The following is an 18,895-nucleotide window of genomic DNA, read 5'->3' on the forward strand; positions in this document are numbered from 1 at the left end:
CTCTGCACTTCCGAATGTAACATATATCGCGTGGCGATATTTCGCGCATCGTGTCCGTTTCAACGGCATGAACTTGCGGGACCGTGTAGCACTAAACATCCAGGAATTGAGACGCGCCCGCGGCCTCAGCCAGGAGGAGCTTGCTCATCGGGCCGATGTGAGTCGCGGCCATATGGGCAAGCTCGAGAACGCCAAGTTCGCGGCCTCCCTCGACCTTCTCGAACGTATCGCCAAAGCACTGAACGTAGATCCAGCAGAGCTCTTCACAAAACGCTAGCCAGTTTTTGCCAGCCCCTGATGCGTCCTGGAGCGGAACGTCTCAAGAGGTAGTCAAATGGAGTGCAGAGAGTTCGATGGGTAAGAAGAAGACAGGCTGGCCCTTCCAGAACGGGTTTCTGAACGACGGTGCGCAGGAGATTCACCTGTTCACCGATTACCGTTGGAATGATGGCTCGGTGAGCCGCCGCTGGCATGTCGATCCAGAACGCTTTGATGCTTGTCTGGTCGAGCTTCGCCCAGTTTCCCTGAAGGCATCAGACCGTTCGGATCAGTAGGAGAACCACTCCGAGTGGCCCATGTTGCCCTCGTAGTCGCCGTATTCAACCATGATACTGCGCAAATAGAAGTACGAGGAACCTCCGCCGGTCGGATAGGCGATCTCCTGACCGCCTTCCGATACGAATGCCTCGGGCCAGGGCGTGTGGGATCGGTAGACCCGCTGGATGTACCGGCAGGTGCGGTTCTCTCGGTCGCAGGAACGGAGAGACCAGTCCCAATACTGTTCACCTCCCCTTTCTCTATAGGCTTGACCGGTGAACCAGATCACATGGGTGCGGTTCAGCCATTCGTATTCGGGCAGAGTGGTGTCGAGCTCGCCCTCCCCGCCGGGCCCGCCCAGCTCGACCGGCACATGTGCGAAGGTGCAGACCCCGAAGGGCGGCAGGCTCGGCCAGGGCGTGATGCGGCGGATCATAGTGCGATAGGCCCGTGCACAGACTGCGCTCGGGGGGAAGCCGCCAGCCATGCAGAGCATGATGGCGCAGTCGATGTCATAGGCCTGCGCCTTCCCCGGGGCTCCGAACACCGCCATCACCCCCATCGCCGCTGCCATCGCCTGTCGCTTCATGTCGCTCTCCCGCAAAAGTTGCGCAGACTATCGCGCAATATGTATTTATCTGCAATATGTCGTATTGACTCCATATGACTTTATGGATTTAAGCGCAGGAAGTAGAAGGGCTCTCGTGGGGAGAGTCCGAACATGCCGATAGCGCGCAACCAGATCCTGATCACCATCGATGGTGTCAAAGACCTGTCCGAACAGGGCATCGCGTTCCGCTGCCGGTATGAACTCGTGGGGTTCACGGACGATGGCAAGCCGCGCTACCAGTGCATCTACCTGCGCGAGGGTGAGCCGGAAGCCATTCTGGTCTCGACCCGGATCACCCCGCACGGGCCTGAGCCGCGGTATTTCAACATATGGCCAGGGCTCTTCAAACATCATCTCGAGTTCGGTGACGGGCGCGATCTGCGCTTTGGTCCTGACTACAGCATCACCCTCGAGGAGCGCGGCTGACGTTATCGCCTTCGGCCGCGACGGCACAGCCCGGACTTCGGGCTGGACCTTTCACGGTGAGCGCCCTGCCTGGGCTGGTTTGGAACATAGCGCTGAAGCCGAGGTCGTTCTGGCCTCGTTGGACGCCACGCCGCCTTCCAGTCGCGACGACACCCTCTCCCTGATCCGCACGACTGCCGTCCGCCACCAGGGGAACCGTGCCCTGCGGCAGGTCAGCCTTGATGCGGACGACTGGCAAATTCTGTTCCGCGCCCTGGTCGAGGCTGAAAGCAGCTACAACCCGACCGCCGTCAGCCCGAAGGATGCCTATGGTCTTGGCCAGCTGATGCCGGATACTGCCCGTGCGCTCGGCGTCGATCCGCGCGATCCCTCCCAGAACCTCGACGGCGCGGCGCGGTATCTGCTCGCACAACTCGGAACGTTCAAGGACATCGACTTGGCGCTCGCGGCCTACAATGCCGGACCGCACCGGGTGGTCGAGTATTCCGGCATCCCGCCTTTCATCGAGACCCGCGACTACATCGCGCGCATCCACCGGATCCGGTCCCGACTTGCGGGTACACCTGTTTCCGCGCCGGACATCCGCGTCGCAGACCGGGTTCCAGCCCGCGCGCCGGTCCTCATCGATCTTCAGTAAAACAAGGGAACTTCGCATGCTTCGACATCGCCTCAGCCGCCTCTTGCCTGCCACCACAACCTTGGCGGCTCTCGCAAGCCCTGCCTTCGCGCAGGACTTGTCGCCGATCCAGACCATGCTGGAAACCGTCGAGGCCGCGCTGACCGGTCCGATTGGGATCGCGGTTGCCACACTCGCCGTCATCGGCACTGGTTTCATGTGCATGATGGGGCGGCTGAACTGGGGCTGGTTCGCCTCGGTCATCATCGGGATCGTGCTGATCTTCTCGGCCGGCACCATCGTCGACGGCTTCTCCTGAGGTTGGAGAATAGAGTTGGCAGAACGATCCCCCCTTTTTCTGGGCCTCGCCCGACCGCCCAAGTATCTGGGCCTCCCTGTCGGATACCTCGTGGTGCTGGCGACCGGGGTCGTTCTGCCGTTCATCTGGACCAAGTCCATGGTCTTCTTCCTGATCGGCCTCGTCGCCTATCCGATCCTCTGGTTCGTCGCCGACCGCGAGCCGCATTTCTTCGAGGTCCTGCGCGTTTCCTACGGCTCGGTGCGCCCGACGAAGAACCGCGCCCTGCATGGAGGCGACAGCTTTGGCGCTTGATGCGGGCACACTTTCCACTCACGGAACCGCTCTGCTTCAGGCTGGCGGCGGGGAGTTCGCGCGGGAGAGCTATCTCGCTGATCACCTGCCGTATTTCGCGCTTGCCGATGACGATGTGATGGTGCTGCGCGAGGGCGATCTGATGGCGACCCTGCGCCTTGATGGTCTGAACCCGATGACCAGCGAAGACGCACGGCTCGATGCGCTCAAGCGCGCGGTTGCCGCCATCGTCGCCCAGACCGGCAATGCCTTCGGCTTTTACATCCACCGCATCTCCGTGCCACAGGATCTGGGGATGCGCCCCATCGAGGGCGACAGCTTCGCCGCCGCGATAGATGCCCGCTGGCAGGCCCATGTGAAAGACCTGCGCCCGGCCAAGCGCCAACTCTATCTCAGCGTGATCCGGCGCCCCGATATCTCCGCGCGCATTCCATTCCTTCGGACGCTGGCCCGCAAAGCCTGGGTCAAGGACCGCGCGACGCGCCTGCAGGAGCTGAACGAGGTCATGGGCTTTTTCGAGGTGGCTCTGTCTTCGGCCAACCCTGTGCGCCTGACCCGCACGGGTGGTGAATGGCTGGGCTATCTAAACACGCTGAACGCGGGCAGCTTCTCCCCCATAGCCTTCGGACAAAGCGCTCTGCCTCTTTCACATATTTTGAGCAATTGCCGCGCGACCTTCGACGGCGACGTCGTCACCCTGACCGACGCCGTGACTGGGCGGGTCAAATACGGCGCGCTCTTTTCGATGAAGACCTACCCGGCATTGACCGATGTGACGCTGCTCGACGCGCTCGACCTGCCGCTCGACATCGTGCTCACGAACTCCTTCAGCCCGATCCCGAACAACATCATGGCCGAACGCATCCAGCGCATCATCCGCCAGATGCAGGCCTCCGACGATGCGGCCGTCTCCCTGCGCGAACAATTGGGCCAGGCTGCCGACGACCAGGAGGCAGGACGCATCGCCTTCGGGGACCATCACCTCTCCATCGCGGTCTACGCGCCGGACCGCGACACGCTCGAACGGGCCGCCGCCCAGATCAAACGCGTGGGTCAGGAGATCATGTCCGTCATCGTGCGCGAGAACATGGCGCTGAAAGCCACCTACTTCGCACAATCCCCCGGCAATTTCGGCTACCGCGCTCGCAAGACGCCGATTTCCTCCATCAATTTCGCCGACTTCGCAGCTCTGCATGGTAGCGTCGAAGGACGCGGTCCTGATCAGTCGCCCTGGGGTCAGACCATTTCGGTCCTGCCCACGGTCGGCACCTCTGGTTATCGCTTCAATTTCCACGAGGCGGGAGCCCCAGGCAAGGAACCGACCGTTGGCCATACGCTGGTTCTGGGGCGCACCGGGACCGGCAAGACGCTCACCACTGCCTTTCTCGCAGCGCAGGCGCAGCGGGTCGGCGCACGGCTTTTCTTCTTCGACAAGGATCGCGGCCTGGAGATGGCCGTGCGCGCCCTCGGCGGGCGCTATAACGAAATCCGGGCTGGCGTGCCGACAGGTCTGAACCCGCTCGCCACCGAAACCGACGAGCGCGGCCGCGCCTGGCTCTCGGACTGGCTTGCGACACTTCTCACACGGAATGGCACGCTCTCGGGCGAGCAATCCCGCCATATCCAAAGCGCGGTCGGCCAGAACGCCGATGCGGGGGCGGCGCTGCAGCGTTTCGCCAGTTTCGAGACCCTGTTCCAGTCACTCGATGATGATGGCGAGCTGCAATCCCGCGTTGCCGAATGGGCCCCCGGCGGGCGCTATGGCTGGGTGTTCGACGAGCCCGAGCGCGGCGCGGGCCTCAAGCTCACGGGCGACATCGTCGGGTTTGATATGACCGAGATCCTCGACATGACGACCGAGCGCATGGCGGTACTCTCCTACATCTTCCGCCAGATCGAACGCGTGGTCGAAGACCGCCGTCCCACCATCATCGTGCTCGACGAAGCGTGGAAGCTCTTGGACGATCCGTATTTCGGGGCGCGGCTGGAAAACTGGCTGGTGACGCTTCGCAAGATGAACTGCGTCGTCATCATGATGACGCAGTATCCGAGCCAGTTGCGCGACAGCCGCGTCGGCAAAACCATCGTCGAGACGGTGCCGACGCAGATCCTCTTCCCGAACGATCGCGCCACCGTCTCCGATTACGATTTTCTCCGCGTCAACGCCAAGGAGGCTGCCCTTCTCGTGCAGCCGACCATCGGCCAGCGCATCGCGCTTATCCGCTCGGCGGGCGACAGCGTCTTCGTCGATGCCGATCTCTCCGCACTTGGCGACCTCCTTCCCATCCTTGGCGGCGGCGCCACTGGCGAGGCCCGCGTGCCTGCCGATTGGCGCGCCAATCCCGATTTCTGGAGACATGTGATATGAGTTCGAAACCCCTCCTCGCGCTTTGCGCCGCCGCGAGCCTTCTTTCCGCTTGCGAGAAATACACCGAGAAAACCTCGCCCTGTTTCGGACGCAATGGCGAGCCGCAAGTGACGCGGTCCGCCCTGTCCTTCTCGACCATGGGCGCACCGGTGCAGGAGACGGCCAAGCCTGACTGCACCTTCGAGCCCCTGCCCCGTTCGGAATGAGCCGCGCCGCGATCATATCCGCCGGGCTCTGCCTCGGCCTCAGCGCCCTGCCTGCGCATGCCCAGGGCGTGCCGACACAGGACAATTCCGCGATCGGTCGCGCCATCGCCCGGGTGAGGGCATTGGCCGAGGATCTAAGCGTCCAGCAGGACAAGGATCGGACCGAGTCCACGCTGGCGGATGTGCAGGCCGACCAGCTGCGCGTCCTCGAGGAAATGACCGCTGCCATTACCGGGCCTGGCTTCGACATCCGTGCGCTCGAGGGCAATGCGGATTTCGGGGTGGCGGCGGTCTATCCCAATACCGATCCAAGCCCGATGAACAGCCGCCTCTTCGGCGAGGGCCGCGAGACGGTCGAGATGATGATCGTCGAGGTCGCCGGCGAGTTCGCAGGCGCGCCCGGTGTGGCCCGCGCCGGTCTCTCGGCCACCCAGTGGCGCTGCCTCTTCCAGGCTCTGATTAAACAGGAGAGTCGCTTCAACGTCGCCGCTGAAAGCCCGGTCGGGGCTTATGGCCTGACCCAGCTCATGCCTGGCACCGCCTCCGATCTCGGCGTCGACCGCTATGACGTGAAAGACAACCTCCGCGGCGGCGCGCGCTATATCACCACCCAGCTCAACCGCTTCGGCAACATACCCCATGCGCTCGCGGCCTATAACGCGGGGCCGGGTCGGGTCATCGAATACGGGGGCGTGCCGCCCTTTGCCGAGACCCAAGGCTATGTGCGCAACATCTCGAAATTCTACAACGAATACCTCGCTGTGGTGGGCGGTGCCGACGCGCTTGGCACGCTCTCGCCCTCGGATTTTGCGCTCGCCGAATATGCCAGCATCTCCGAGGCGGGCGTCTATTACGCCGCCGACAGTTCGGCAACGACCGAGCAAGTGATCAACCGCCTCCGCGCGATCATCCTGCAGATCGATGCGCAACCCAATGCCAAGGCGGCCTGGGAACTCAACACCTACGCCAAGGCCGAGATTGGCCGCATCCTCAACCTTCGCGTCCGGCTGATGGCCGCCAACCAGCAGCGCGAGGCGGTCTATGCGCAGCACCTCGTCGCAGACCGGTTGGCGGAGCGCGACTTCATGCAGATGGGAGTTCCCGAATGAGACAGCTTCTCCTGACCGTGGCCGCGGTCGCCACACTCGGGTTTACCTCGCCCGCAACGGCCCAGGGCGTCCCAACCTTTGATGGCTCGCAGCTTGGTCAACTCGTGGCGCAGCTCGAACACATGGCCGAGGACCTGAATGTCCAGATGCAGCAGCTCGCCACGATGCGGCTGGAACTGGAAACCCAGCTCTCGCAGCTCACGAACCTCGAGGCGCAACTGACCTCGCTCATTGAAGGCAGCGGGCTCGGAGAACTCTTCGCCACGGTCGAAGAATTCCGAGCGCTGCGCGGCAAGCTGGTGGCGCCCCTCAATACCGCACAATCGCTGGCAAGCGGCGATTTTCTCAGCGGCTTCAATCCGGGTGCAGAACTCTCGGCCTCGGTCGAACGGGTGCTTTCGGGCAGCGGGTTTACTTCGGAACGCCTGAGCACGCTTTCTGGCTCGGATGAGCCCGCCGATAACCGCATCGCCGCTTCCGCCGGGGCCAGCGCCATGCTCTCCGTCGCGGCACAGGAAAGCCACGAAGAAGCGGGCCAAAGCCTTGAGCGGCTCGAGACCATGGTCGGGCTCATCGACGATCAGGACGGGCTGAAGGCTGCCGTCGATCTCAACACCCGCGTCACCGCCGAGCTTGGCATCATCCTGACCCAGATTTGGCGGCTGGAAGCGGCGCAAGGCGTGAGTGCCGGCCAGCTTGGCGTTGTCGATGCCGCGACCCTCGCGGATGAGCGCAAGTTCCGCTCGATGGCGGTGGATCCATGAGGCAAACCATGACCCGCAGCTTGGCTCCAGGCCGGGCGCTCGGTCTCGCCGCCCTTGTCTTGAGCATCCTGCACAATGCTGCGTCGGCCCAGACCCCGAGCACGAACCCTTCCGGCGACACGCCCTTCAACTCGATGGCCATCGCGCGGGATCAAACGGATGAATGTCGTGTTCCGAAACCCCCTACCGATCTGGCCGAAACCGCCTATCTGCGCAATGGCTACCGCGCGATCTTGCGCATCCTGATTGCCGAAGAGGCGCTCGCTTCGGAAACCTGCACCTGCCTGCTGGATCAGTTCGCCTGGGATCAGGCGCTTGCCGCCCTGCCCCGGTTCCAGACCTCGGACAACCCGCGCCTGCCCTTCAACGTGCTCGAGCTCTACGCCAAGGCGGACGCGCTCGAGGCGCAAGTTGTGGAGGCCTGTGCGGAGTAAATGGGGGTCATTCGCGACATCCTTGGCCAAGTCGACGCCGCGGTGAACACCGTGGCGCAGGACGGCTTTATCTCCTCGGCGGCCTCGGTCGGTAATGTCATCTCGGCGGGCGCGACGCTCCTTGTCGTGCTCCTCGGGATCAACGCGGTCATGCAGCTCCGCCCCCTGCCCTTCGGAACCGGGTTTGCCTTCGGGATGAAAGTGGCCCTGGTCGGGATCTTCGCGCAGAGTTGGGATAATTTCAGCGTCATCTATGACATCGTCACGCGCGTGCCCGACTCCGTGGGCGCCTCGATCCTGGCGCTTACCGGCTCGGGCGACGAGGCAGGGGTCTATGAGAGCCTCGACAATATGGTCGCCCGCATCACCGCCTATGGCGATACGATCGGCGACCGCGCGGGCTGGGTCTTCGGCGCGGTTCTGGGTGCCATCTTCTTCGTCCTCTCCGCCGTCTTCGCCGCCGTCACCGCAGGGATCATCGCCTTCGCCCGCATCGTCTTCGCGCTGATGATCGTCATCGCCCCCTTCATGATCGTGACCTCGCTGTTCAAACCGACCCAGTCCCTCTTCGAGGCCTGGACCCGCGCCACCATTGGCTACGCGCTCATGCCGGTCGCCGCAGCAGGCGCCGCGGGCATCATCGTCGCCATCGCCGAAGCGATCGGGGACGCCTCCGCCGATCCGGGCGATGTCGAAACCGTCAGCCTGATCCTGCCCTTCCTCGTCATTCTGATCCTCAGCGCCGGGATCATGGCCTCGGTGCCCTACATCGCCTCCAATCTCACCGGTGTCGTCGGCATCGCGTCCAATGCCGTCGGTCTCACGGGCCTTGCGCGCCAGGGGTTCGTGAACACACGGGAGTATGGCGCGGGCGCAACCTCGCGCCTCGTCACCGGCAAGTCCCCGCATGAGCTGAACCAGATGGCCAATGCGGGTGTGGTGAAGACCGGCGAGCTGATCCGGCAAAGCCCCGGCGCGCTTCTCTCCGCCGCCAAGGCCTTCCGCAAACCCTGATGTGAAAGACGACGACTTTGAAGAAGCTTGTGACCAGTTCCTCCGCGCCTGACCGCGACGCTTTCGAGGCGGATTTCATCTACGGGCCAAGACGGCGTGAGCGTTTCGCCTGGTTCGTTGCGGCGGCAGGCGTGCTGGTTGGTGTTGCCGGCATGGTCGCGGGCGCGAGCCTCTTTCCACTCAAATCGACCGAGACCTTCGTCGTCGTGGTCGACAAGGAAACCGGAGAGATGGACCGGGTCGCCGCCGTACAGGCGCTGACGCTATCCGAGAGCGACGCCATCATCCAGGCCAATCTCGTGGCCTATGTCGATGATCGGGAAACCTATGACCTGACCGATGGCGAGCAGCGTATCAACTCGGTGCTCAACCGTTCCGATGGCGATGCCGCCCGCACGCTGCGCGATCTCTGGTCCTCGACCAACGAAGACTACCCGATCACCGTCTATGGCCGCGACGCCAAGATCGAGGTGGTGATCAAGTCCGTGAACCAGATCGAGCGCGGCGTGGCCCAGGTCCGCTTCACCCGCACGCTGCGCCGTCCCCGCGACACCCGCACCGTCACCCGGTCCTATGTCGCTACCGTTGGTTATGACTTCCAACCTGAAACCCGCCAGCGCCTTCAGGACGTCTGGGCCAACCCCTTGGGCTTCGTGGTGACCTCCTACCGCGTCGACGCCGAGACTCTGGAGAACTGACCAAGATGAAATCTCTGCCCGCGCTTTTCCTGGCGCTTGCCCTTCCTGTTGCCGCAAACGCCGAGGCCACGCCGCAAGGCGGCCCGCTCGACATCCGCATCCGCACCGCCGTCTATAGTGAAAACCAGGTCTATCGGATCGAAACCGATCTGAGGCATTCGACCACGATCCATTTCGGGGCGGGCGAGCGCTTCGAGGCCGTGATCGTCGGCGACACCGAAAGCTTCCAGGTCGATCCGATCCCAGAGCTTGGCAATGTGCTGACCATCAAACCGCATGTGGCCAATGCCTCCACCAACATGACGGTGATCACCAACCGACGCACCTATTCCTTCCACCTGCGCGAAGGCTCGATCCCGAACCGCACCGGCATGTTCTTCGAAGTCCGCTTCCGCTACCCCGATGAGGAACGTCGAGCGACGGCGGCTACCCAGCCCAAAGGCTTTGAGGCGCCCCGCAACTACAACTACCGCGTCTCGGGCGAAGGTGATTTCCGCCCCAGCCATATCTATGACGACGGGCGCTATACCTACTTCGTCATCCCGGAAAACGGTCGCCAGCCCGCCCTCTTCAAGGCCGATGACCAGGGCCGTGAGCGCACGGTCAACTGGACCCAGCAAGGCAACACGGTCCGGGTGCTTGGGGTGAACACCTACTGGTCGCTGCGTATCGGCGATGAGGCGATCTGCGCCTGGCGCGACGAGAGCGCCATCTACGTGAGCAACTGACCATGGCCGAACAAACCCCTCCCGACCTTCAGGACCGTCTCGACCAGTTCAGCCAGCGCGGCAAGTCCAAGCCCCGCGGAAACAGCCTCGGGGTCGGCGCGCTCGCGGCCGCCCTCGCCCTTGGCGGGGCCGGGGTCGCGTATTTTCTGGCCACCGGTCTGCAGGAAGGTGACAGTGCGCTTGAGACCTCCGATGTCGAGACCTTTCAGGACCGCCGCCCCGGCTCCGGCGGGCGGCTGAAGTTTCCGCCCGACGAGACCGAGCAACGGGTCAATGACGCACTGATCGCCGTCGAGGAAGCGCTCGACGTGCCCGCCGCCCCTGCCCCGGAACCGAGCGCCGAGGTGCTGGCCGAAATCGCCAAGCTCCGCGAAGCCCTCGCCGCCAGCCAGGCTGCCCGCAACTCGGAAATCCAATCCGCTGTCGCGGACCTGCGCGAGGCCTTCGACGAGCAAAAGGCCGCGCTCGAAGCAACGCTCGCCGCAAAGGAAACCGAGCTGGCAAACCTCCAACGCCAGACCGAGACTCGCATCGAGGGGCTGCAGGCCATGCTCGATGCCGAACGGGCGCAGCGCGAGGGGCTTGAGGCCGAGCTCGATCGCGAAGGGGTGATCGCCGATCAGCGCCTTCTCGAACAACGCCGGCGTCAGGAAGAGGAGCAGCGTCTGCGCGAGGCCGAACGCATCGCCGAGGAGCTTCTGACTGCCCAGATCAAATCCCCCGCCGTGGTCTATGCGGACGGTCCACGTGGTGGTGCGAGTGGCGCGGCGGTGGCCGATCCTGCCGCCGCTGGCGCAAGTGGACCGGCCCTCTCGGGCAACGAGCAGTTCTTGCAGAGTGCGCGACCGCTCGAGGTGCAGGAGGCCGCCCGCCTCATCCATCCCGAACGCACGCTGACCCAAGGATCCGTCATCCAGGCGGCGCTGCAAACCGCTATTAACAGCGATCTGCCCGGCTCCGTTGTCGCGGTGGTCTCCGAGCCGGTGCTGGCGTTTTCCGGAGACCGGATCCTGATCCCCCGGGGCTCCCGCCTTTTTGGCCAATACCGCTCCGGGATCGAAATGCACCAGAAGCGCATCCTGATCCTTTGGACCCGCGTCCTGACCCCGGACGGCACCTCGATGGAAATCGCCGCTGTGGGCGGCGACCAGCTTGGCCGCTCGGGCCTCACTGGTCTCGTCGACACCAAGTTTGCCGAGCGCTTCGGCGGGGCGGCGCTGATTTCCGTGATCGGGGCGGCGCCTGCCGTGGCGGCGGAGAGTGCCAACAACGAGACGACAAGCATTGTCCTGGGCGATGTCAGCAGCGACCTGCAGGACGCTGTCGGGTCGGTCATCGCCGATCAGGTCTCGATCGCGCCGACGATCTATGTCGATCAGGGCGCCTCGGTCACCGTGCTCGTGGACCGGGATGTGGTGATCTACGGGGGTTCCGGTTCACAATGAAAAAGAAGCATCAGGTTTCGCGTTCGAGCCGCAGGCGAGAGGCAGCGAAACCAGGTTCAATATTACCGGAATCACCGAATTGATGGATCAGGCCTCGCCAGCCTCATACCTCGAGCGTTATCTCGACCCGTTCCGCGATCTCCTGCGGCGTGACGACGTGGTCGAGATCGCGATCAACCCCGACGGCAAGGTCTGGCTCGAGGTCGCGGGGGATGCCAGCATGCGCCACGAAGGTCAGACCGTGGATCGGACCACAGCCCTCAACATGGCCCAGACCATCGTCGGCGATGCCAAGGCCCGCGTCTCTGAAAAGAACCCCCTCGTCTCCGGCAAGGTGGAATATGCGGGCCGCCCGCTTCGGGTCCAGGTCGCCGTGCCGCCCGCCATCGATCGCGGTGCCTCGATCACCATTCGCCTCTTCGCCTCTGGCAGCATTAGGGACTACGCCCCGGCTTATCTCTTCGGCAAGGCCGTCTCGCTCGACGCCCTCCGCGCGGAGAAGATGAAAAACATCGCCAGTCTAGCGGAGGAGAACCTTGAGGCCGCGCTGCAGACTCTGGTCGAGGCGCGGCTCAACGTCCTGATCAGCGGCGGCACCTCGACCGGGAAGACCACGTTCGCCCGCCACCTCCTGACCCATGTGAGCGAGCACGAGCGGCTGATCACCATCGAAGACGCTTTTGAGCTCTTCCCCGGCCAGCCCAACACCGTCGCCCTCCTTGCCGACCGCGGTGCCGGTTCGCAACGCAGCGCCAACGCTCTCCTTCAAGCCTCCCTCCGTATGCGACCTGACCGGATCATCGTCGGCGAGCTGCGCGGTGCCGAGGCCCTGACCTACCTCGAGGCCATCAACACCGGCCATGGCGGGTCGGTTTCCACCATCCACGCGGAAACCGCAGAACTCGCAATCGATCGACTGGCGATCATGGTGCTGCAGGCCGGCACACCACTGACCTTTGCCGAGGTTCGGGAATACATCCGGAAATCCATCGATGTGATCGTCCAGCTCGGGCGGGCCGAGGGGAAGCGGGGGATTACGGAGTTCTATCTGCCGGGGTCGAGAAAACTACCGACATAGACGGCGCGATGCAGCCGTTTGCAACGCTGAACTGAACTTCCGCAAGGCGAAGTGTAGCGTTCACGCCAAAAGGAGACAGCTGACGTATTATCAACGGGCAGCGGTGACACTCCGGACCTTGGGGCGTTGAAGGAGTATCGCACAATTTCTTTGACCGCAGCGCGAAGAAAAACCTAACTATTTGAATTACGTATGATACTCTCTATGCGAGCAGCAGCGGGGTCGGCACAACCACCCTAAAACGAAAGGAGGCGACCACTGACTCAAGTACTTCCAGAAGATTTGGTTAATATAGTTTCGGGCGATCCAGAAGAGTTGGGTGTTCATCTCCAGCTTGTTAAACGGGACGTGCTCTTGAAAGATTGCGTGGCCCGTCTCCACTGTCATTGCCTGACTGTGGATGGGAACGGACGCGTCAAGCCGGAGCGTCTTGCGGAATTTATGCGCAACTCAATTATCGATTATGCCGTCCCGAAATCGCGGTTGGATGATGCGCGGGCGCGGGACGCCAGATTCAAGTCCGGAAGCGCGGTTGCAGCCCTGCACCACGAGGCAATCGGCACTTTTACGGACCTTGCCAATACTGGCGAAGGCGGCGAGATGCTGCTCTTCCTACTCGCAGAGCGCTTTCTCAAGGTTCCTCAGGTGCTCTGTAAGATGGACCTTAAGACCGACTCTCACATGCACTATCATGGTGCGGACGGCGTCTATGCTTCCGTAAACGAAAACGGCCTTCTCAAACTTTTCTGGGGCGAGTCAAAGGTGTATGGCGACCCTACAGCGGCCATAAGAGATTGCCTTTCATCACTTGCCCCTTTCCTCGTGGAGACGGACCACGAAGGCGCTGATCGCGAGCGGGATCTCGTGCTCCTCAGCGACAAAGCCGATCTCAGTGATCCGGAACTTACGGCCGCATTCCGGAAATATTTCGACCGAACCTCACCGCTATCGAACAGGGTCGAATATTGCGGGATCGCGCTTATCGCCTTCGATGCGGATTTCTATCCGAAAGATGATGCAAAAGGCATCGGGGAGGACATCCTGAAGGCGGCGAATGACGAAATGGAAAAATGGGTGAAGAATGTAAAGAACAGACTATCGGTGGAGAAACTCGACAAATTCGACATTCAGTTTTTCTGTGTGCCAGTGCCTTCGGCGGATGGGTTTCGCGCATCGTTCCTTAAGGCGCTGGGTATTAAGAAATGAAAGATACCGAACTCTTTGATTGGCTGTCGGGTGAGGCGCTTCGTGATGATATTATCAGGTTGACTCAGATCACAGTGGCGACTGAGATAACAAATCTGGACGCAATCCATGAATCCGCTGACCCAAAGAAGAGCTTTGACTGGCAGCAGCTTCTTTTGGCCGGAAGCCTTTTGGCCAGATCAACCGAACGAACGCATCAGGAGGCGGCGCTGCGGATCGCAACCGCTGCCGTCACACTCGAAACTTCGCCGGAAGTGCGGGATGCGGGGGCTGTCCTCCTCGAAAAGCTGTCCAATCGCAGGTCCGTCGAGCTGGCAATACTGCGAAACCGGATCGCTCCCGATCTTGAGGGCAGACTGGGCGTGTCGATGCGCCTTGAAGCCAACAGAAGACGTTTCGAGGACTCGATACTCCTTGAATCGAGCGGAAAATGGATAGGCGTCAACGATTTTCAGAAAGAACTATGGGCGGGCGCCTCTTCCGGCGCCGGCTGGCTTTCAGCGTCCGCGCCAACCGCGTCCGGAAAAACTTACCTCGTTTTGCAGTGGCTGCTCGATCACGTTCGCACGAGCAAGACAAAGATCGCCGTTTACCTTGCCCCAACCCGGGCTTTGGTGAGTGAGATTGAACTCAGTCTGAAGGAGCTATGTCAGTCGGACACCGGCATCGAGATCACGTCGCTACCGCTGACGGAAGTTTATTTCTCATCTACGACGGGAGACAAGAAAGCCGTCTTCGTATTCACGCAGGAGCGTTTGCACCTGCTTGTCAATCTTCTCGGGGAGGACTTCAGTGTAGACCTTCTCATTGTTGATGAAGCGCACAAGATCGGAGACAATCAGCGTGGTGTAATACTGCAGGATGCAATCGAGCGGGTGTCTCGGCAGAACCCGATGATGAAGGTCGTGTTTGTAAGTCCTTCGACACAAAATCCCGGAGAACTGCTTGAGGATGCGCCGAACGATATGCCGAAAACGTCGGTCAATACCGATATGCCAACCGTTCTGCAGAACGTGATCCTAGCCGAGCAAGTGCCTCGGAAGCCCAAGGAGTGGTCGCTGGACCTTGTCTGGGGCGATTCACCCATACCACTGGGCACGCTTAAACTGTCAAACAAGCCTGCGGGCCTGAAAAAAAGGCTGGCGTTTATCGCAGCGGCGGCAGGCGGTCGCGGCGGCACACTGGTTTACTGCAACGGCGCGGCTGAAGCGGAGGACGTCGCGCTCCTTATCAGCCAGTTGGAAGGCTCGGAGAAGACAGATGATCAGGAATTGCTGGACCTGGCTGATCTGGCCCGCAAAGGGGTCCACCGTAATTATCAGCTCGCGCCGCTGGTCGAACGTGGTGTCGCTTTTCACTATGGAAACATGCCCTCTCTCATCCGCACCGAGGTTGAGAGGCTGTTCCGCGACGGCAAGATAAGATTTCTTGCCTGCACCTCGACGCTGATTGAAGGAGTAAATCTCTCTTGCAGGACCATCGTTGTGCGCGGTCCCCGGAAGGGCCGTGGGAACCCGATGGAGCCGCACGACTTCTGGAACCTCGCGGGACGGGCCGGTCGCTGGGGAAACGAATTCCAAGGCAATATTATCTGTATCGATCCAAAGGATGAAAAAGCATGGCCCGTCGGCGTGCCGAAGCGCTCACGCTACCCGATCAAGAGAGAAACTGACGTCGTTATATCTTCCACCGATGAACTGGCTGCGTATCTTGAGAACAGAAACATCGACTCTTTGGCCGATCTTGCGCAAGGCGAAGAATTCGAACAGGTCGGGGCTTACCTCCTCAATACATATATTCGTCTTGGTACGCTTTCCGATGCCGCATTTGCGAAACGGCATTCTCCAGATGCGCTCCGGAAACTCGATAGAAGCCTCGAAGGTATTTCGGCGCTGATCAATATTACGCAGGATGTTCTAGTAAGACATCCAGGCGTCAGCGCGGTGGGCCTGCAGCGTTTGCTGGAAGCTTTTCGAAAGTACGAAGGCAATATCGAAAATCTGCTGCTCGCGCCTTCGGAAAGCGTCGATGCGTACGACAGGTACGTCACCGTCATGCGACGGATTAACGCAAATTTGTATCCTGTCTTCCTGCCAGACAGTCTCATTCCCCTGCACGCGCTCGTGGTTGTCGAGTGGCTGAAAGGATTGTCTTTGGCTGCAATTATCAGGAAGCGTATAGAGTATCAGCAACGAAACAACAGATCGTTCAAGCTTCCAGTGCTCATTCGCGAAACGATGAGCATGGTGGAAGAGACAGCAAGATTCAAGGCACCGAAGTATATTTCCGCCTATATGGATGTCCTCCGCCTGTTCTTGACTGAAGCCGAGCGCGAGGACCTGATTGATGAAGACTTTGACATCGGGATAGCGCTTGAGTTTGGCGTCTCCAGCATCACGCTTCTCTCATTAATGGAACTAGGGCTTTCCCGCATGTCTGCGGTGGCCTTGTATGAGAAGATTGCGCGCGACGATCTGGACAAGGAAGGTTGCCTGGCCTGGATTAATCAGCATGGCCCGAATTTCGCCGGGATGGACCTGCCTAACCTTATCGTCAGGGAAACGCTGCAGGTATCGGGCCTTGATGATCCGGAAGCGGGCCACGAATTCAGCGAATAGAGTAGAGAGGAAGCGATTATGCCCGCAAAGCCAGTAGAGATCGGATCGCTCTCATTCGCGAGGAAAGGAGACGCAAACGACTTTTTTAGGGATATGCTGTACAAATATGAACTGGGTGACAAGGTAACCAATGAAGACGCCGAAATACTAACGCATCTCATGCATATGCATCCCGAAGCCGCCGAAAAGATCGGCCCGGGAATTGAAAGCTTCAGTGTAAGAACGGCGGATTACGGAACGCGCTGCTTCTGGGTCAACCGCGTCGATGGAACGACAGAAAAATTCTCCTTTCGAGCGTGTTACTGATCATCAACACAGAGCTGCCATCGGCTATCGCTCATTAATTGGCTCGTATTCGAGTTTATGCTCTTCCTGGTGTGCGGTGACCTGCCACTGGGCTCTGATCCAGCCATGACTGGTGCCCGGTTGGTCTTAAGCTGCCTACGGATTCTGGACCGCCGAAAGGTGGAGGATCCGGTTGCCGAAAACAAACGCGAAATACATGCTATGCGAAATCTTCTTCTCTAAAATTCAATCTTAGTTCTGCGCCACGGCTGCCCTATACCCTCGCTGCTTTTTGCTAGCATGGAGCTTCATGAGCGCCGTGACAGCCTTGCCCTCGTCATCATGAAATTCGATCATCATCTGCCCTCGAAACCCGATACGGCCCCATTCCCGCACGAGGCATGCGCCGCCAAACAGGTCTGGTTGAACACTCATTCTATAGAAGCGCCGCATGTTGATAGACAGGTCGACCCGCTTGAGATCGACTGTCGTCGGGAACACTTCCATTTGCTGCATCGTATCCAACATATTGGGCAATCCCTTCTCATGTGTCACAATATCAGGTAGACATATGTGTTTCCACTATGTTCTAATTTTTCCCGACTCGGGCGAAACATTTCCGCTGCACTCTCTCCTAGCTTGGCAGAACTGCTGCAGGTTTAGGATTTTGACTGTACTTCGTGTTCTTGAATAGGGCGACAAATGGTAAAGAACATCTGCATATTCTCGGACGGAACCGGCCAGATGGGTGGCGCCAGGCCAGACCAACGGCTGTCGAATGTTTACAAGATGTATCGAGCCATGCGTCCCGGCCCAGATTCACCAATTAGCCCTAAGGACCAAGTGGCTTTTTACGACCCGGGCTTGGGAACAGGAGAACGCGGTGGGTTTTTCGGTCGGATCAAGCCCATCCTGGAAAGCGCCGTCGGAACTGGCATCGACCACAACATAATCGATTGCTACGAGCAGATCATCGCCCATTACGAGCCCGGCGACCGTGTGTTGCTGTTTGGGTTCTCGCGCGGGGCCTACACAGTAAGAGCACTTGCAAACGTTATGAACCTCTGCGGTGTCCCGACGCAGATGCCAGATGGTTCGCCGGTCCCGCGTTACGGCCCCGGATTGCGCAAGATCGCCAAGGACGCTGTAAAATTCGTGTATAATCACGGTGCTGGAAAACCGCGCGGACAAGATCCTTACTTCAAGAACCGTGAAGAACTCGGCAAGCGATTTCGCAAGAAGTATTCGAGCTTTCCGCTCGTAGGCGAAGAAAATCAGGGAAACGTTCAGCCAACATTCATCGGGGTCTTCGACACGGTGGCATCACTGCGAACGGCAGTTGTCCGCACCTTGGTCTGGGGCGTCACGTTCGGGGTCGGGGCGGCTTTGGCCGCAGGCGTTGCACTCGGATGGTCTTGGCTTTTGGTTGTTCCGCTTGGCGTACTTCTAGTCGCGCTTCTTTGGCAGCTAGGTTCCCTGTTGCTCGACAACTTCAAGTATTTCTCGGACGATCCCGAGCGCAAACTGAAGCTCTGGCGCCCAACCGATTGGCCGCAGATTCTCAAGACGGGTCATTTCGCGGCTTGGAACAAGCGCAACTACGACAAGTGGCTGGATCCCGATGTCCAACACGCCCGTCACGCCATGGCGATCGACGAAGACCGTGCTGACTTTCCAAGGGTTGGATGGGCATCGAAGGCGGCCGCGATTGAGACCAAAGATCGAGAGCCGAAGTGGTTGAAGCAGGTCTGGTTCCCGGGCTGTCATAGCGACATCGGTGGAAGCTATCCTGAGGCAGAGTCCCGCCTGAGCGATATCGCCCTCGATTGGATGGTCGACGAATTGAAAGACTGCGTGCCGTCGATCCAGATCAACGAGAACGTCTTGAACCGCGCCCCTGACCCTCTGGGTTTGCAGCACCGCGAAGACGCGATGGTAGCATTTGGCCCCCTCCGCATCCGCTGGAAGAAGGGAATTCGCGCAGTTGGCGACGACTTCCCGCTCCATCCTTCAGTCGAAGAGCGCATGCGAGCCAAGGCCGTCGCCCAGTGTGGCGAGGTCAAACCCTACCGACCTGCCCAATTGAAAGAGCGACGCGACTTGAAATTCTACTACGACGAATAGGGGACTAGTCGACGGC

General features: G+C 60.6%; 22 protein-coding genes. 20 read left to right on the top strand and 2 right to left on the bottom strand.

The window, feature by feature from the left end:
• Window positions 1-67 precede the first annotated feature (67 nt).
• Together MF268_RS23050 and MF268_RS23055 are read left to right on the top strand one after the other, a co-directional pair.
• The gene (locus MF268_RS23050; RefSeq protein WP_093455068.1) at window positions 68-277 is read left to right on the top strand and encodes a helix-turn-helix domain-containing protein; all 210 of its coding nucleotides are present in this window, start codon (window positions 68-70) and stop codon (window positions 275-277) included.
• Between the two features lie 76 nt (window positions 278-353).
• Entirely contained in the window at window positions 354-554 is a 201-nt protein-coding gene (locus MF268_RS23055; protein ID WP_007120601.1) for a hypothetical protein, read from the top strand.
• Here the strand turns inward: MF268_RS23055 and MF268_RS23060 are convergent.
• On the bottom strand, window positions 548-1,126 hold the full coding sequence (locus MF268_RS23060; protein ID WP_007120602.1) for a hypothetical protein: 579 nt from the start codon (window positions 1,124-1,126) through the stop codon (window positions 548-550). The two genes, MF268_RS23055 and MF268_RS23060, sit on opposite strands and share 7 nt — an antisense overlap.
• Before the next feature lie 132 nt (window positions 1,127-1,258).
• Here MF268_RS23060 and MF268_RS23065 point away from each other — a divergent pair, with 132 nt between their 5' ends.
• From MF268_RS23065 to MF268_RS23145, 17 genes are all read left to right on the top strand, one after another.
• Window positions 1,259-1,573, top strand: coding sequence for a hypothetical protein (locus MF268_RS23065; protein ID WP_007120603.1), 315 nt, complete (start codon window positions 1,259-1,261; stop codon window positions 1,571-1,573).
• A gap of 79 nt (window positions 1,574-1,652) precedes the next feature.
• Entirely contained in the window at window positions 1,653-2,210 is a 558-nt protein-coding gene (locus MF268_RS23070; protein ID WP_007120604.1) for a lytic transglycosylase domain-containing protein, read from the top strand.
• A gap of 16 nt (window positions 2,211-2,226) precedes the next feature.
• Window positions 2,227-2,508 carry a TrbC/VirB2 family protein gene (locus MF268_RS23075; protein WP_007120605.1) on the top strand — a complete coding sequence of 94 codons (282 nt, stop codon included), beginning with the start codon at window positions 2,227-2,229 and terminating at the stop codon, window positions 2,506-2,508.
• A 15-nt stretch (window positions 2,509-2,523) separates the two neighbouring features.
• Window positions 2,524-2,802, top strand: a complete 279-nt coding sequence (locus tag MF268_RS23080) for a VirB3 family type IV secretion system protein (RefSeq protein WP_038070148.1) — start codon at window positions 2,524-2,526, stop codon at window positions 2,800-2,802.
• A complete protein-coding gene (locus tag MF268_RS23085) occupies window positions 2,777-5,170 on the top strand; it encodes a VirB4 family type IV secretion/conjugal transfer ATPase (RefSeq protein WP_007120607.1) in 2,394 nt (797 codons plus the stop codon). Before MF268_RS23080 ends, MF268_RS23085 begins: the two co-directional genes overlap by 26 nt.
• Window positions 5,167-5,376, top strand: coding sequence for a hypothetical protein (locus tag MF268_RS23090; protein ID WP_007120608.1), 210 nt, complete (start codon window positions 5,167-5,169; stop codon window positions 5,374-5,376). Before MF268_RS23085 ends, MF268_RS23090 begins: the two co-directional genes overlap by 4 nt.
• Window positions 5,373-6,485: a lytic transglycosylase domain-containing protein gene (locus tag MF268_RS23095; RefSeq protein ID WP_007120609.1), complete on the top strand. Its 1,113-nt coding sequence runs from the start codon at window positions 5,373-5,375 to the stop codon at window positions 6,483-6,485. Before MF268_RS23090 ends, MF268_RS23095 begins: the two co-directional genes overlap by 4 nt.
• Window positions 6,482-7,249 (top strand): type IV secretion system protein, encoded by a 768-nt coding sequence (locus MF268_RS23100; protein ID WP_007120610.1) that lies wholly within the window; start codon window positions 6,482-6,484, stop codon window positions 7,247-7,249. Before MF268_RS23095 ends, MF268_RS23100 begins: the two co-directional genes overlap by 4 nt.
• 8 nt (window positions 7,250-7,257) lie before the next feature.
• The gene (locus tag MF268_RS23105; protein WP_007120611.1) at window positions 7,258-7,683 is read left to right on the top strand and encodes a hypothetical protein; all 426 of its coding nucleotides are present in this window, start codon (window positions 7,258-7,260) and stop codon (window positions 7,681-7,683) included.
• Window positions 7,684-8,697, top strand: a complete 1,014-nt coding sequence (locus tag MF268_RS23110; protein WP_007120612.1) for a TrbL/VirB6 family protein — start codon at window positions 7,684-7,686, stop codon at window positions 8,695-8,697.
• Window positions 8,698-8,714: 17 nt separating this feature from the next.
• Complete coding sequence (locus MF268_RS23115; RefSeq protein ID WP_007120613.1) at window positions 8,715-9,395, top strand: VirB8 family type IV secretion system protein; 681 nt, start codon at window positions 8,715-8,717, stop codon at window positions 9,393-9,395.
• Window positions 9,396-9,400: 5 nt separating this feature from the next.
• Window positions 9,401-10,123 (top strand): TrbG/VirB9 family P-type conjugative transfer protein, encoded by a 723-nt coding sequence (locus tag MF268_RS23120; protein WP_007120614.1) that lies wholly within the window; start codon window positions 9,401-9,403, stop codon window positions 10,121-10,123.
• Between the two features lie 2 nt (window positions 10,124-10,125).
• A complete protein-coding gene (locus tag MF268_RS23125; RefSeq protein WP_007120615.1) occupies window positions 10,126-11,568 on the top strand; it encodes a TraB/TrbI/VirB10 family type IV secretion system protein in 1,443 nt (480 codons plus the stop codon).
• A gap of 82 nt (window positions 11,569-11,650) precedes the next feature.
• Window positions 11,651-12,646, top strand: a complete 996-nt coding sequence (gene virB11 / locus MF268_RS23130; RefSeq protein WP_007120616.1) for a P-type DNA transfer ATPase VirB11 — start codon at window positions 11,651-11,653, stop codon at window positions 12,644-12,646.
• A 348-nt stretch (window positions 12,647-12,994) separates the two neighbouring features.
• On the top strand, window positions 12,995-13,852 hold the full coding sequence (locus tag MF268_RS23135; RefSeq protein ID WP_235859527.1) for a HamA C-terminal domain-containing protein: 858 nt from the start codon (window positions 12,995-12,997) through the stop codon (window positions 13,850-13,852).
• Complete coding sequence (locus MF268_RS23140) at window positions 13,849-16,470, top strand: DEAD/DEAH box helicase (protein WP_084353841.1); 2,622 nt, start codon at window positions 13,849-13,851, stop codon at window positions 16,468-16,470. Before MF268_RS23135 ends, MF268_RS23140 begins: the two co-directional genes overlap by 4 nt.
• Before the next feature lie 18 nt (window positions 16,471-16,488).
• Window positions 16,489-16,776: a DCL family protein gene (locus MF268_RS23145; protein WP_007120620.1), complete on the top strand. Its 288-nt coding sequence runs from the start codon at window positions 16,489-16,491 to the stop codon at window positions 16,774-16,776.
• A gap of 231 nt (window positions 16,777-17,007) precedes the next feature.
• On the opposite strand, the gene MF268_RS23150 is transcribed toward MF268_RS23145, so the two are convergent.
• The gene (locus MF268_RS23150) at window positions 17,008-17,283 is read right to left on the bottom strand and encodes a WGR domain-containing protein (protein WP_007120621.1); all 276 of its coding nucleotides are present in this window, start codon (window positions 17,281-17,283) and stop codon (window positions 17,008-17,010) included.
• A 174-nt stretch (window positions 17,284-17,457) separates the two neighbouring features.
• On the opposite strand from MF268_RS23150, the gene MF268_RS23155 reads away from it, so the two are divergent.
• Window positions 17,458-18,879, top strand: a complete 1,422-nt coding sequence (locus MF268_RS23155; RefSeq protein WP_040701697.1) for a phospholipase effector Tle1 domain-containing protein — start codon at window positions 17,458-17,460, stop codon at window positions 18,877-18,879.
• Window positions 18,880-18,895 lie beyond the last annotated feature (16 nt).

This window comes from Heliomarina baculiformis, from assembly GCF_019966545.1.
In the GTDB taxonomy this organism is placed as follows: Bacteria; Pseudomonadota; Alphaproteobacteria; order Rhodobacterales; family Rhodobacteraceae; genus Heliomarina; species Heliomarina baculiformis.